Source organism: Staphylococcus massiliensis CCUG 55927, assembly GCF_000298075.1.
GTDB classification, from domain to species: domain Bacteria; phylum Bacillota; class Bacilli; order Staphylococcales; family Staphylococcaceae; genus Staphylococcus; species Staphylococcus massiliensis.
Genome location: NZ_JH815593.1, coordinates 895,747 through 910,477, shown reverse-complemented (window position 1 = coordinate 910,477; position 14,731 = coordinate 895,747). Strand labels below are relative to the sequence as shown.

12 protein-coding genes are annotated in these 14,731 nt (G+C 31.3%); 11 read left to right on the top strand and 1 reads right to left on the bottom strand.

Going from position 1 to position 14,731, the window contains the following annotated elements; translation table 11 throughout:
* The first annotated feature begins 22 nt into the window (after nt 1-22).
* The 3 genes from A33S_RS0104710 to A33S_RS0104700 are packed head-to-tail and all read left to right on the top strand — an operon-like array spanning nt 23 to nt 4,354.
* Complete coding sequence (locus tag A33S_RS0104710) at nt 23-955, top strand: hypothetical protein (RefSeq protein ID WP_009383714.1); 933 nt, start codon at nt 23-25, stop codon at nt 953-955.
* Nucleotides 955-3,555, top strand: a complete 2,601-nt coding sequence (locus A33S_RS0104705; protein WP_009383713.1) for a glycosyltransferase — start codon at nt 955-957, stop codon at nt 3,553-3,555. Before A33S_RS0104710 ends, A33S_RS0104705 begins: the two co-directional genes overlap by 1 nt.
* On the top strand, nt 3,536-4,354 hold the full coding sequence (locus A33S_RS0104700; protein WP_009383712.1) for a hypothetical protein: 819 nt from the start codon (nt 3,536-3,538) through the stop codon (nt 4,352-4,354). Before A33S_RS0104705 ends, A33S_RS0104700 begins: the two co-directional genes overlap by 20 nt.
* A gap of 41 nt (nt 4,355-4,395) precedes the next feature.
* On the opposite strand, the gene A33S_RS0104695 is transcribed toward A33S_RS0104700, so the two are convergent.
* Complete coding sequence (locus A33S_RS0104695; protein ID WP_009383711.1) at nt 4,396-5,346, bottom strand: accessory Sec system protein Asp2; 951 nt, start codon at nt 5,344-5,346, stop codon at nt 4,396-4,398.
* A gap of 322 nt (nt 5,347-5,668) precedes the next feature.
* Here A33S_RS0104695 and A33S_RS0104690 point away from each other — a divergent pair, with 322 nt between their 5' ends.
* The 8 genes from A33S_RS0104690 to A33S_RS0104655 all read left to right on the top strand — a co-directional run bounded on the left by A33S_RS0104690 (nt 5,669) and on the right by A33S_RS0104655 (nt 14,679).
* On the top strand, nt 5,669-6,823 hold the full coding sequence (locus A33S_RS0104690) for a glycosyltransferase family 4 protein (RefSeq protein ID WP_009383710.1): 1,155 nt from the start codon (nt 5,669-5,671) through the stop codon (nt 6,821-6,823).
* Entirely contained in the window at nt 6,813-7,199 is a 387-nt protein-coding gene (locus tag A33S_RS0104685; RefSeq protein ID WP_009383709.1) for a hypothetical protein, read from the top strand. Before A33S_RS0104690 ends, A33S_RS0104685 begins: the two co-directional genes overlap by 11 nt.
* Nucleotides 7,199-8,869: a glycosyltransferase gene (locus A33S_RS0104680; RefSeq protein WP_009383708.1), complete on the top strand. Its 1,671-nt coding sequence runs from the start codon at nt 7,199-7,201 to the stop codon at nt 8,867-8,869. The genes A33S_RS0104685 and A33S_RS0104680 overlap by 1 nt, the downstream gene beginning before the upstream one ends.
* 212 nt (nt 8,870-9,081) lie before the next feature.
* Nucleotides 9,082-10,341: a nucleotide sugar dehydrogenase gene (locus tag A33S_RS0104675; protein ID WP_017176613.1), complete on the top strand. Its 1,260-nt coding sequence runs from the start codon at nt 9,082-9,084 to the stop codon at nt 10,339-10,341.
* 26 nt (nt 10,342-10,367) lie between these two features.
* Nucleotides 10,368-11,180, top strand: coding sequence for an ABC transporter permease (locus A33S_RS0104670; protein WP_009383704.1), 813 nt, complete (start codon nt 10,368-10,370; stop codon nt 11,178-11,180).
* 10 nt (nt 11,181-11,190) lie between these two features.
* Nucleotides 11,191-12,390 (top strand): glycosyltransferase family 4 protein, encoded by a 1,200-nt coding sequence (locus A33S_RS0104665; protein ID WP_009383701.1) that lies wholly within the window; start codon nt 11,191-11,193, stop codon nt 12,388-12,390.
* A gap of 30 nt (nt 12,391-12,420) precedes the next feature.
* Nucleotides 12,421-13,335 (top strand): ABC transporter ATP-binding protein, encoded by a 915-nt coding sequence (locus tag A33S_RS0104660; protein WP_009383698.1) that lies wholly within the window; start codon nt 12,421-12,423, stop codon nt 13,333-13,335.
* Between the two features lie 12 nt (nt 13,336-13,347).
* Nucleotides 13,348-14,679 (top strand): glycosyltransferase, encoded by a 1,332-nt coding sequence (locus A33S_RS0104655; protein WP_009383696.1) that lies wholly within the window; start codon nt 13,348-13,350, stop codon nt 14,677-14,679.
* Nucleotides 14,680-14,731 lie beyond the last annotated feature (52 nt).

The following is a 14,731-nucleotide window of genomic DNA, read 5'->3' as shown; positions in this document are numbered from 1 at the left end:
AAAAATAAAGGAGCGATTTTAAGTGTTACTTTTAGAAGATTTAAATTACCAATTTAAAATAGGAATGCAAGTAATTTTATATGATGAATTAGACGTGGATGTATATGAGTCTCTTGAATCGGCTGTTGAAGCTAAGGAAGAAGATAATAAATACACTGGAATATTCTCGATAGTAGATTATCAAAAGGTTGATAATTTAGATTACTATCTCATCTCTAATGAAAAAATGTTGTTAGGTTGGATTCAAACTAATAAGGCGCCTTTATTATTTCAAAAGGTCAATGAACCGGTAAAATTCATTAATGATGATTTCGAGTTTCCTCTTATTAACTCGAAGCTTAAAAAGAAGAGAAACACATTAAACCCTAATAAAGCATTTATTTCTAAGGGTTTTACTATATTAGATGATGAAGTATACGAAGCTTTATTTTTAAAAGAAAAGTTAATAGGATTTTTTAATCCAGATGATTTAGATCATGGAGTTAAAATCATGAAAGAGGTTGACATATCTCAACATAAAAATAACTTTTATTCAGACAGTAAATATGAGAACAGAGTTGATTTAACTACCAACGATGAATTACTCATGACCTATCATTTCCCTAAGCTAAAAGTATCGCAATTTAAACATGATGGAAAAAGAATTTGGCTTCCTAACCATAATTTTAATAATGTAATGGTTTCTTCAAAGGTTTTTGACATTAAAAAGTTCAATAAAGAAAATCTTATCGCGCTTCATTTAACTGGAACTTATAACCAAGAACGTAAAAAATCTAAAAAAGTTATCAAAGAACTTATTAAAGAGAATAAAGAACTCATTTCAGGTGAGCGAGGTAGTAAACGTAACTACAGTAAGGATTTTGAAAAGCTATATTATAATCTTAGAAATTCTAAATTAGGTAGACTTCAAGTAGCTTATTGGAATTTTAGAAAGAAGAAAGCGGGGCGTAAATAGTGACTAAGCAAGCTACGCATTCTCTTAATGTAAAAGACTTTAATCGTCAAACTAAAGCTGATAAATATGATTATATACTTAAGAATTTAGATAATCATTACAATCATTCTATTGAACTTTTAGATGTAGTAGCTAAAGAGGATGACATTGGTTACTACTACCAACGTGTTGAAGAAGAAAGCAAACTTGACTTTCTAAGCAAGCATGAACCATATTTAGATAAATTACCGTCAAGCAATGGTTCAGCCGTATTTAAAAAATCTTCTGTCAAAATTGGGATGGTTGCTGATACATTTTTATTCAATTCATTTAAGGATGTATGTGACTTAGAGTATATTAGCTATGATGATAAACTTAATAAAAACTTTGATTTAGTTATTATAGCTTCTACATGGAGAGGTATAGATAGATCTTGGACTGGTGTTGCTGGACCTCAAAGCGATAAAAGACAGGTATTATACGACAAAATAAATGAATTTCGTAATGCTAATATACCAGTTGTTTTCTATTCTAAGGAAGACCCAGTGAACTATAGTAAGTTTAAGGATATTGCTAAAGAATGTGATGTAATATTCACATCTTGTGAGGAAAAGATTGATGATTATAAATCATTCTGTAATAATGACAAAGTTTATGTATTACAATTTGGTGCAAATCCTCACTACCATAATCCTGTGGGCACAAGAAGCGATATTACAAAAAAATTCGATGATGAGGTATTATTTGCTGGTAGTTGGATGAAGAGATACCCGCACCGTAATAATGATCTTAAGCGTATTATAAATGGCGTTTTAGATGTAAATAAAGAACTGACCATAATTGATCGTAATCTAGAATTGAGAGATAGTAGGTATAATTATCCGCAAGATTTTATACCGTATTTAACGACACCTGTACCTCATGAGAAACTTATGAAATTACATAAGTTATATCGTTTCGCTATAAATGTTAATTCGGTTAAATATTCTTCATCGATGTTTGCTAATCGAGTTTTTGAATTACAAGCGTTTGGTAACTTATTACTTTCCAATTACTCAGTAGGGGTAAATAATCAATTCCCAAATGTATTTATCGTTAATGATAGAGAAGATGTAGTTAATATAATGTCTAACTATGATGAAGATTATCTCAATTCGCTTCGTGCTAAAAGTATAAGAAATGTAATGCGTAATAATACAACGTATCACAGAGTTGATCAAATCTTAGAAACTTTAAACATGGAAGCCGTTCAAAGGGAGCCTAAAATATTAGTCGTAGGTGAAAGCAATCATCCTTCTATAAGAGAGTCATTTGATAGGCAACTAAATGTAAAAGCAGATTTTTCATTAAAACAAAAAAATTATAATATTACCGATTATGATTTTGTAACCTACTTTGATGAAAGTAATTTCTATGAAGAATACTACTTAGAAGATTTGTTATCTGCTTTTAAATATACCAATGTAGACTACGTGACAAAAGACAATAACAAAGAGGCTCATAACTATACTCATAATTATGAAAATAAATTTAGAACTATGTTCAAATCTAATTTCGTCGAAAACAATCGTCCAAATAATATGAGTTCGACTCTAGGTTATGTACTTGATGAATCTGAGTTATTTCATCACGTGTACGAATCAAATTATCAACCTGAATTAAGTGTGATAGTCCCGATTTATAATAACGGTGAGTATTTAGAAGAGAAGTGTATGAAAAGTTTAAAACGTTCTTCAATATTTGATAAAATGGAAATCATTTTTGTAAACGATGGGAGTAGCGACCCTAGGACTAAACAAATTCTTAATAGATTAACAAGACACTATCCTAATATAATACGATTTGATTTTGAATCAGGTTCTGGTAGTGCATCTCGTCCGAGAAATAAAGGGGTAGAATTAGCAACTACTGAGTATGTAACGTATTTAGACCCTGATAATGAGGCGATTGGCGATGGTTATAAACATTTATTAGACGAAATTAAGGCGAAAGATGTTGATTTAGCAATAGGTAATATCATTAAAGAGGATAATAAAAATAGAAGATTATTTAAATTCTCGCAACATGTAAAAAAATATAATCGTGGAGAATTATATGTGAGTAATCCAAAATCGTTCCTAATCAATAGTGGTCTAAGAAGTCAAAGTATCCAAGCTTTAATAGTTAAGAAATCTATTATTATTGACAACAATATCGTTAATTTAGTCGGAGCAGCAGGCCAAGATACTGTCTTCTTCCAAGAACTAATGTTAAATATAAAAAATTTCGTAGCCATTAATAAAGTAATCCATATTTATTATGCTGCTGTAACTGGATCAGTAACTAACTCGATATCAAGTGTTCTGTTTGACAAGTACTTAAAACTTGAGAAAACGCGAATACCTTTTCTTAAAGAGAATGGATTAATGGAGACTTATATGAATGAAAGGTTTAATTTTTACTTCATGTATTGGTATATACCGAGATTAGTAAAAGTTAAACCTGAAGAAAAGAAAGAAGCTATTTCGCGCTTTCTTGAAATATACAGTATGTACGATAACTTCAAACGTCCTAAGGACGATGATTTAGACGAAATGATAGCTAAATTTAGGGAGGAGCTTCATGAAGAAGATAAAATTTGAGGAATTAAACAAGGGGACTATACTCGATAATAATGATGACCATGTTGTTGTCGAAAAGGATGGATTAGATATTCATCTAAAAATTCACCTCAAACCAAATGCTAAAGCGATTGTTGTGTTTTCTAATGGTGCAGTTAATACTAGTAAGAAGACACCACCTGTATTTATGCGATCATCATGGGTTAATGACATGCCTTATAGTGCTATTTATATAGATGACCGTACTTTACACAACAAAAACATTCGTATAGGATGGGGACTCGGCACTAAAGAAAGACATTATCTAATAGATTATAGTGAAATAATAAGAAAAATATGTAGTTCAATAAATTATGAAGGTCAAGATGTATATTATTTTGGATCCTCAGCTGGAGGTTTTATGTCTATGGCTTTAGCGACTATGCATAATGCTTCTTCAGCTATAGTAAACAATCCCCAAGCTTACGTTTTCAATTATAAGCAATTGGCTGTAAAAAAAGTAATGACTACGTGTTATGATATGGATTCTATTGATAAATTTAAAAAAACTTATCCAGATCGTTTATCTATAACAACAATGTTCAAGAAGTTTAAACGAACACCAGACGTTTATTATCTGCAAAACAGACTTTGTGAAAGTGATATGAAAAATCATGTTTATCCAATGATGAAAATGATGGACAAATACAAAATAAATAGTAAACCTATTAATTTTATGTTGTATAACGATATTGAAAGTGGACATGAACCCATGAGTAAAGAAAAAACTTTAAAAATTATAGGTAATATAATAGATAAAGACTTTCAAGTTATAAAATAAAGGAAGTTCGGCTAACTTTAATGAGTTAAGCCGAACTTTTTTTAATTACTTTCAATATTTTTTAAGACTTCATGAGCGTATGGTGGAAAGAAATGAATTACATCACTGTGATTAGAATAGTCACCTAAATCAAGTTCATAAGAAGCGAGATTCGTTTCGTCAATTAATTTTAGAAAGTGGACAGCGTGACGTGTGTATCTCGGTTCTTTCTCTCCAACGTGGTAATACAATTTAGGTTTGTGGACGCTATTTAACATTTCATCAGTTATTACATTATCAAGCCATTTGGTTCCTTCTTCCAAACTTTTACCAGTAATATAGGTGATAATATTTTGACCTCTTTCATTATCTTTATGCATTTTACCTAAATAAACTGTAGGGGAACCTAAAATAGCATTTCCGAATCGGTATTTAAAAACATAGTATAAAGCAGCAAATCCACCTTTACTTGAGCCAAATAAATATACATTATCCTTAGAAATAGCTAAGGATTCAAGAACGCGTTCAATAATTGAAATTGTTTGAGATTCAAATTTTCTATTACCATTACCAATATAATATGCACAAGTTGTATCTGATGACGAAGAATTATTATCAGTGATAAATAACTTGTTAATTTTGTAATCCTTCAGAGTGTTAAAATAGTTGAATTGGTTGTTGTGAGTAGAACTTGAAAATACTACTAGTAATTTGTCAGATTGGTTATGTTTTATAAGAGAATAATGAATTCCTGTATCCTCATCAATAAATTCTGGGAATACATGTTTAGGTTTAGAATATACTTGATATCCATCTTGTGTATTAATTTCAAAGAAATAACGATAATTAAAGTGAGTTTGAAGGTTATCTAAATTTATTTCAATATGTTTATCAGAAGAGTTAATATTTAATGTTTGAATTTCATCAGTTTCTAAATTTTCAAATCTAAATCTTAACTCCTCATCACAATTAGGTATTTCGATTGATTTTATATTAGTTTTTAATTTATCCATAGTATCTCCCTTGTTAATGGTTCTATTGTTAAAACATGATAACTAACTATAAACATAATAATAACATAATAAAAAGTAAATTAATTTAAAAAACAAAAGTAATTATTTTATTTATTAAGATTGATGAAAGCGAGGTACATTAGGTACTTAGGTAGTATAAAATTCTAAAAAATACTAAAACGAATCTTTTATTTTTAATTTAAAATTTTATGAGAATAGTTTTTGCTTTCAATTAGTCGCTCTCTAATTTAAAATGTTCATGTACTTAACACAATGTTAAAATTCTGTTTTTTGTGTAAATGTCATGGAGGTAATTAAATTAATGGAGAAATATCTAGTAGTATGTAATGCATACCCTTCAGAAAGTAATATATATCGTAATGGGTTTATACATCGACGTGTTAAAGCCTATATGGAAAAGGGGGCTGAAGTAGAGGTATTTTATCTTCATCCGCCAGCAACTAAAGAAGAAAAATATACATACGATGGCGTCGAGGTGACTTTAGGAAATACAGATAACTACGTAGATTTCATTCAAAAAGTAGGAAATGAATACAATGCATTTTTAATTCATTTTATTACGCCTCAAATGTATTATCCAATAGTGGAAAACGTAAAGGATCCTAAATTAGTAGTATGGATTCACGGTTTTGAAGCTGAAGCTTGGCACAGAAGATGGTTTAATTTCCTCACATCAGTTCATGAACTAAAAAAAGTAATTGAAATGGCTGAAGATCATTATGTAGATCAGTTAAACTTCATGCATGATCTTTATAAAGAAGATAAATATGACATAACATTTATACATGTATCGCAATGGTTCAAAGATCACATTGCTGATGTTGATGCGAAGTATGCTCCATCTAACTATGAAATTATACCTAATATTGTGGACGATAATGTGTTTACTTATGAACCGTCAGAACGCTCAGACAAACTTAGAGTACTGTCCATTCGTCCATTCGCTTCACATAAATACGCTAATGATCAAACAGCTAAAGCTATTAATATATTGTCTAAGAAACCGTTTTTTAATGACATCGAGTTTCATATTTATGGTAAGGGTAAATTATTTGCGAGTATAACTAAGTCAATCAAGAATCATCCCAATGTTCATCTTCATAACACATTTCTAGAACAACAAGAAATAGCTAAACTTCACAAAGAGTTTGATGTATTCTTATGCCCTACTAGGCTTGATTCTCAAGGTGTTTCCATGTGTGAAGCTATGAGTAGTGGTCTCGTACCTGTGGCTACAGACATTACGGCTATACCTGAATATGTAGAAAATAACGTTTCAGGACTACTTGCTAAGCCTGAATCACCAGAATCTATAGCTTATCAGATAGAAAGATTATACTTTAACCGTAATTTACTTGAAAAGTTATCTTATAATGCACAAAAATCTATTAGAGAAAAAGCGGGTACAGAAGTTGTAATTGAGAAAGAAATGAAGGTGATGCGAAATGAACGATAATATTAACTGGAAAGCACGTTATATAGACCTTGAAAATCAAATGCTAGATATGATGAAGATGACAACGGGACTCATTAAAAAAGAGGGTAAGAGTCAGAATACTAAAATCAATGGAATTAACTACAATCGTATCGACGATATTATCGAAATCGTGGTTAAATCGCAGTCTACTAATGCTAAATATTTATTTGAAGTTGTTAGCGAAGATGGTCGAGTTCTTCAACGAAAAGCAATGGATTACAAAAATTCTTGTAAATTCAATTTATCATTATTTGATTGTGCATTTAGAATTAGAGTTTCTATACGCAATGATAAAAGTGCCAATTATGAAGATAGTAATGTAACTAAAGTGTTTAATAAAGAAGGTGAGTTATAATGGAGCAAAGAGAAAGAAAACGCATCCTTGTTACTGGATTTATTAATGTCAATGTATTAGACGGTTCCTCAGTGTTCATGTCTAGTATCACCCAAGTTTTAGCTAGTGATTCAGATATTGAGGTAGACTTATTACTAGCCGTGCCTTTTAATCGAGATGTTGTTCTAAAAAAACTCGAAGCTTACCCTAACGTTAATATTATTGACCCTTTTGAGGATGTTAATAATAAAGATTTCGATTTCTTCAAACGTAACTATATGACGCGTGAAGAATATGCTTATTTAATAGATAGAGTCTTTGATCAAGGTAATTATGACCATATGTTCATCCGAGCTCTCGAAGTTGTAGAATATATGGTTGAACATAATAGTAATGCTATTAGCTCAATGTTTGCTTATATAACAGGTGTTACTTCAAGTAAACAAGAAATTGATTCTAATATAAAAGCATTATTATCTTACATCACGTCTAAAGGTGCTTATTTGCTATGTCAAACAGATGAGATGAAACAACACATTAATAAACAATGTGACTTATCTAAAGATCGTATTATCGACTTAAATCCTATGATTCCGGATCAAAATTTATCCTTCAATGACGTTTTTAAAAAGAAACCTCGCTATGATAAATTTTGTTACACAGGTAAATTTGCTCATGAGTGGAATATAATTCCTATGATTACTCAATTTAGAGAACTCAATGAAATGGATGACGACGTTAAGCTATATATAGCTGGGGATCAATTTAAAAAGTCTCCTGAGAATCCAAACTTCGTTTCACATGCAAGTTATCTTATTCAAAATAGTCCTAATGTGATGTGGCTGGGGGCATTAACTAGAGATCAAACGCTTGCGCTAGTTGAACAATGTGATGTAGGGCTAACTTATCGTAGTGAAGCGTTAAGTGATTCACTGGAACTTTCAACTAAATTACTTGAATATTGTAGCTTCGGCGTGCCACCAGTTTTAAATCGTACAAAAATGCATGAACGCATCTTTGGTGAAGATTATCCATACTTCGCCAATACGGACGAAGAATTTTATCTTACAATGAAAAAAGTTGTAGACGAACCGAAGTTACTCGAATCAACAGCTCAACACGTATTTGAAATAGCTAAAGGATATTCTTTTTCAGCTACTTATAGTAAAATGGCTAAGTATATATTTAATAATAATACTAGCGTCGAACATAAATTTAATATTATTTCTTCTGTTTACGAGTCAAATGAAGCGGTGTATGATTCTCTAAATCATGTTTATGCTTTTAACATATATCAAGATATCGCAGGAAATATAAGACATGCTCTAAAGAAAGGTAAAATAGAAAATTCTAGTATCATACAGAATGTTGTTATTTTAAATATTGATGACAAAACCCGAAATACTGAATCAGAAATATTAGATGTATCTAGCAAGTTGTATAAAGAAATTATTAGTAGAGCGACTAATAAACAAATCAATAAAGTTAATATTGATGAATTACAATCACCTATCCAACAACCTAATAAACCTAGTAGTAACGATAATCAAGTTCAAGTTTTACAACGTAAATATAATAAATTAGCAAGAGAGTTTAGAGGTTTAAAACGCAAATACAACAATTTATCAAACTCAAAGTTAGGCTCTCTACAAAAGCGATATTGGAATTTCAAAAAATCTAAAAACAAATAATATAATCGCGACCACATCTTGTTGGTCGCGATTTCTTTGTTAAAGGTTTATTACTAGAAATTTATACTATAATGTTATATTCTAAAGTATGATATAAAGATAATGAACTGCCATTTAAATATTTAGCAGTTTAACGCTTTATTTAAATTAATTGAATGATTAGAATAATATTATAAAAGAATATAAATAAATTTAAAGGTTAGGTGTTTTACTTGAAGTTAACTACAGTAGGATTAGGTTATATAGGTTTACCTACATCAATTATGTTTGCGAATTATGATGTAGATGTTTTAGGCGTTGATATTAATCAAGACGCAGTTGATTCTTTAAATAAAGGTCAAATTCATATTGAAGAGCCAGGTTTACAAGAGGCATATGAAGAAGCATTATCTAAAGGAAAGTTTAAAGCAGCTACTAAGCCTGAAAAAGCAGATGCTTTCATTATTTCAGTTCCTACTCCTAATAATGATGATGAGTATGAGTCTTGTGATATCTCGATAGTGATGTCAGCTGTAGAAAGTATTATCCCGGTCTTAGAAAAAGGGAATACAGTAATAGTTGAATCAACTATAGCGCCAAGAACAATGGACGATCATGTTAAACCATATCTAGAGGAACAAGGTTATACTATTGGTGAGGATTTATATCTTGTTCATTGCCCAGAACGCGTGTTGCCTGGTAAAATCTTAGAAGAACTCATATATAACAACCGTATTATCGGTGGTATAACTCAAAACTGTATTGAAGCGGGTAAACGTGTTTATAGTACGTTTGTTAAAGGTGAAATGATTGAAACTGATGCCCGTACAGCTGAAATGAGTAAGTTAATGGAGAATACTTACCGCGATTTAAATATTTCATTAGCTAATGAGCTTGCTAAAATTTGTAATAATTTAAATATTAATGTGCTTGATGTCATCGAAATGGCAAATAAACATCCTCGAGTTAATATCCATTTACCTGGACCAGGTGTTGGTGGTCACTGCTTAGCGGTTGATCCTTATTTTATTATTGCTAAAGATCCTGAAAATTCACCACTTATTCAATTAGGTCGAAAAATTAACCGCTCTATGCCAGAGTATGTTATCGAGAAATCCAGAGAAATGTTAACTGAATTAGGTGGGAATAAAATCGCTGTCTTTGGTCTAACATATAAAGGTGACGTAGATGACATACGTGAATCACCAGCATTTGATATTTATAATATGTTACGTAAAGAATCAGATTTAGATATTGTGGCTTACGATCCACATGTTAAGTTAGATTTTGTTGAAAAAGATATTAAGAAGGCTGTTGAAAACGCGTCATTAGTGCTTATTTTAAGTGACCACTCTGAATTTAAAACACTAACTGATGAAGACTTTAAAGCTATGAAACACAAAGTAATATTTGATACCAAAAATGTAGCTAAAACAAACTTTGATTCAACGGATTACTATAACTTTGGCAATTTATTTGAGTTCAAATCGTAAATTCTATAAGATTGTAGGGAATTATCGTGAATCCAATAATTACTATTTTAAAAGAGCAGGTTAAACACATCCCACAAATTGTTAAACTTGCCGTCTATAACATGAAAAGTCAATATGCGAATCATTACTTAGGGGTTTTCTGGAATATACTTCAACCTCTTCTTCAAGTACTCGTGTATTACTTAGTATTTGGTTTAGGTATTAGAGGGGATAAAGGTGCCATTGAGGGTATACCTTTTATCTTCTATCTAATATCGGGATTATTCCCATGGTTATTCATATCACAAAGTATTAATGCTGGAGCAGGGGCAATACAATCTAATCTCGGATTAGTTACTAAAATGAAGTTCCCTTCTTCAGTTCTATTATCTATTTCATTTACTAATACGTTGTTTAATTTACTTTTCATGTCTGCTTTATTTCTAATTTTATCTTTATTTAATCAATTTGTGCCTTTTTGGCATTACTTGATTTTCTTATATTTTATTATAGCAGCGTTTCCATTATTATTTGGTATATCACTGATGATGAGTTCGCTCGTTATAGTAGTTAAGGATACTAAAAATGTACTTCAGAATATTATTAGACTTGGTTTCTTTATGTCACCTATATTTTGGAGTTTAGGAGAACAATACGGTAAAATTCTCGGTAAAATTGCATCACTAAATCCTTTCGCGTATTTAATAGAGTTATATAGAATGACATTCGTTTCAGAAAAATCAGTATTATTAATGCACCCAAGTTCTCATTTATATTATTGGGCTTTTACATTAATGATGCTGTGTTTAGGAAGCTTAATTCATTATCGATTCAAAGATCGTTTGTTAGACTTTCAATAGGTAGGTATTTATGAATAAAAAAATTTTAATCATCACTCAAAACTTTTATCCAGAACTTGGTTCAGCGGCTAATCGAATGAAACATTTATACAAGCAGTTTAAATTGAATGGTTATGAAACATACGTTTTAACTACAGAACCTTCTTACCCAACTAAAGAATTATTTGATGATAACCGTTATTTTGATGATGAAACTCTTAATAAAGACGAAGGTAAGCATATCCTTCGTCTTAAAATGTCTTTAGAAAAGCAACACACAAGTATGATTGTTCGTTTATTATATTACTTAGAGCAAATGTACAGAGTTAGAAAGTATGTGAATAAACACAAACATCAGTTCAACTATATTTATGTAACAAGCCCAAATATTTTCTTACCTTGGGCTACTTTGTTTTTTAAAGGTAAGTCTAAGAGTACATACATATTAGAAATAAGAGATCTATGGCCTGATAGCGTAGCAGGTTTGAAGCAATTCAAATTTAGAAAACTAATGCCTATTCTCAAATGGCTAGAGAAGAAAATGTATCAAGCGGCTGACAAAATTGTTGTGAATAATGACTCATTTAAGCATGAAATTAAAAAATTAAGTCACAAATCGAAAGAGATATTTAATTTACCCAATGCATTAACTCAAGAAGAGCAATTGGATGAGCCAAAAAAATCTATGTTTAGTGTTATTTATACTGGTAATATTGGGTATGCCCAAAATGTGGACGAGCTAATTGATATTGCTAAAGGACTACATGAAAAAAATATCCCTATGACGGCTATAGTTTATGGCGTACAAGCACCGAAATTTAGAGAAGCAATCGATAAACATCAACTAAGTTCGATTAAAGTTATGTCACCGATGAAACGCGATAAATGTATGCAAGTTATAAGTCATCACCACATAGCATTGTCTATATTGCAAAACGAGGAAGTATTTCTTAATGTAATGCCTGGTAAAATAGTGGATGCTATAAGTGTAGGAACCCCTGTTGTTACAAACCTAGGTGGGTTTACTAAGGAACTAATAGATACCTATAAGGTTGGTACTGCTATTAAAAATGGTTCTGTAAATGATATAATTAAAGCTATAGAAGAATATAAAACTAATCATGATGCCTTAAATCAAGCTATTACTCAATCGAGAACGTTAAGACATGATTACTTTACTTGGGAACGTAATATGAGTAAGTTGATTAAATTTATAGAAGAAGACGTTTAGAAATTTTTAAACGAGTAAGTAGGTGTACTAATGAGTTACAAAGTTAAAGCTGAGAATGTCTCTAAAATATATGATTTAAACCGAAGCAAAGTTAGCAAAATTTTATCTCTCTTGTCATTCGGATATTTTTATAAACCTAAACCTTACTATGCGCTACATGATGTATCATTTGAGGTAGAAGAAGGCATGTCAGTGGGAATAATCGGGCTAAATGGTTCTGGTAAATCAACGCTTTCAAATATTTTAGCAGAGGTTGTTAAACCATCAACTGGAACTATAGATATTAATGGCGATACTTCACTCATTGCTATTTCAGCTGGTTTAAAAAATGACTTTACAGGTGTAGAGAATATTAGGTATAAATGTTTAATGCACGGAATGACTGATAAAGAAATTAATGCTGTATTTGATGAGATTGTTAAATTCTCAGAACTAGGAAACTTTATTCATCAACCTATAAAGTCTTATTCAAGCGGTATGAGAGCACGTTTAGGATTCTCAATTGCAATCCATACGAATCCTGATGTTTTAATAGTGGATGAAGCTTTATCTGTCGGTGACCAAACCTTCTCAAACAAATGCATAACTCAGATGAAGAAGTTGCAAGAACAAGGCAAAACGATCTTCTTTGTTTCTCATTCTGCTGGTCAAATACGAAAAATGTGCGACAAAGCCTTATGGATTCATTATGGTGAAGTATTAGAGTATGGAGACGTAAATCCGGTAGTTAATAAATATAATAAACTCATTAATGATTTTAAGAAATTAAGTAAAGATGAAAAAGCGTCTTATCGTGAAAAAATGATGGAAAAACAACGAGAAAAGAGTAAGCACATCGAAACTATTAATGAAGATAAAGTGCCATGGACCACTTTCATTCCACTGGTTAGTAGTATTGGCTTATTTGTCTTAGCTACTTTATATCAAATTGGTTTAATTGGATAGGAGCGACGTTTTATGAAGAAAGTAGGTATGTTTGTTTGGAATCATTTTACGAATGATGCACGTGTTAACCGAGAATGTACTGCATTGAGTGATAACGGATATAACGTTGATTTAATAGCGATTAACGATCCTAAGAATAAAATGATTCAAGCATATGAAAAAGTAAATGAACGTTTTCGTGTTCACCGTGTTAAACGTTACCCGTGGTTACTACAAACTTATCAAGACCAAGGTAAACGTTTTCTAATTGTAATTGGAGGGATAGCGACTGCGGTGGCTATAGGATTATTTTTCGTCAATTTTATGTTACTTAGTGCGTATTTAATGGTGCTAGTAGCTGGTGCAGCGAGTATTAAGGTACGTAAGTTTCGAAAAATGATTGTTAACAGTGCAATCATTATGCGTATGATTGTTAAAGGTTATCGTTTAAATGCAGATATTTATCATTCGAATGATTTAAACACGCTACCTCAAGGTATCGTATGTTCTAAATTAAGACTTAAACCAAGACCACTAATTTATGATAGTCATGAAGTTCAGAGTGATCGTACAGGTTATAACCCTGAAAAAATTAAAAAAATTGAACGCTTCTTATTACGCTTTGTCGACATCATGATGGTTGAAAATCATACGCGTGCTAAACATAATGAAAAACTGTATGGTTTTTGTCCCGACACTTTGTATAACTACTCTGAACTATACGATATTGAGAAACGACCTAAAGTCGATTTACATGAGCGGCTCGGTCTTGAAAAGGACACGAAGATCTTATTATATCAAGGTGGCTTACAAAAAGGGCGTGGCTTAGAATTACTTATTAAAGCTATGCCAAAAATTAAAGAAGGTGTTCTTGTATTTATAGGTGCTGGTAAGCTAACTGAGCCTCTTAAAGCTCAAGCTAAGACTTCAAGTGAGAGTAGTCGTATATTCTTTATCGATAAGGTCCCTTTTAAAGAATTGCCAAGCTATACTAGAGAAGCTTATTTAGGTTATCAAGTACTACAGAATGTATGCTTTAATCACTACTCAGCAAGCTCTAATAAGTTATTTGAGTATATCATGGCCCATGTACCTGTAGTCGGATGTTCGTTCCCAGAGGTTGAACATGTTATCAATGAGACTCAAGTAGGCCTTGCTATCGATTCACACTCCGTTGACGCTATAGCAGATGCTACGAATCGTTTAATTGAAGATCAAGCATTATACGAGTCATGTAAGTCAAATACGTATGATGCGAAGCACATTTATAATTGGAACAATGAAAAAGCTAAATTACTAGATGTTTATGATAGAGCGCAAGCTGTTCAAGGAAAGCATTTAGGAATGATGAACCAATACGTCTAAGACTTTCCCTTATAACTTATGTCAAAGCATCAAGTTATAAGGGACTTTTTTA

Excerpts from the sequence above, each read along its gene's own strand:
- A33S_RS0104700 (WP_009383712.1), top strand. The coding sequence starts at position 3,536 with ATGAAGAAGATAAAATTTGAGGAATTAAACAAGGGGACTATACTCGAT.
- A33S_RS0104695 (WP_009383711.1), bottom strand. The coding sequence starts at position 5,346 with ATGGATAAATTAAAAACTAATATAAAATCAATCGAAATACCTAATTGT.
- A33S_RS0104690 (WP_009383710.1), top strand. The coding sequence starts at position 5,669 with ATGGAGAAATATCTAGTAGTATGTAATGCATACCCTTCAGAAAGTAAT.
- A33S_RS0104685 (WP_009383709.1), top strand. The coding sequence starts at position 6,813 with ATGAACGATAATATTAACTGGAAAGCACGTTATATAGACCTTGAAAAT.
- A33S_RS0104680 (WP_009383708.1), top strand. The coding sequence starts at position 7,199 with ATGGAGCAAAGAGAAAGAAAACGCATCCTTGTTACTGGATTTATTAAT.
- A33S_RS0104665 (WP_009383701.1), top strand. The coding sequence starts at position 11,191 with ATGAATAAAAAAATTTTAATCATCACTCAAAACTTTTATCCAGAACTT.
- A33S_RS0104660 (WP_009383698.1), top strand. The coding sequence starts at position 12,421 with ATGAGTTACAAAGTTAAAGCTGAGAATGTCTCTAAAATATATGATTTA.
- A33S_RS0104655 (WP_009383696.1), top strand. The coding sequence starts at position 13,348 with ATGAAGAAAGTAGGTATGTTTGTTTGGAATCATTTTACGAATGATGCA.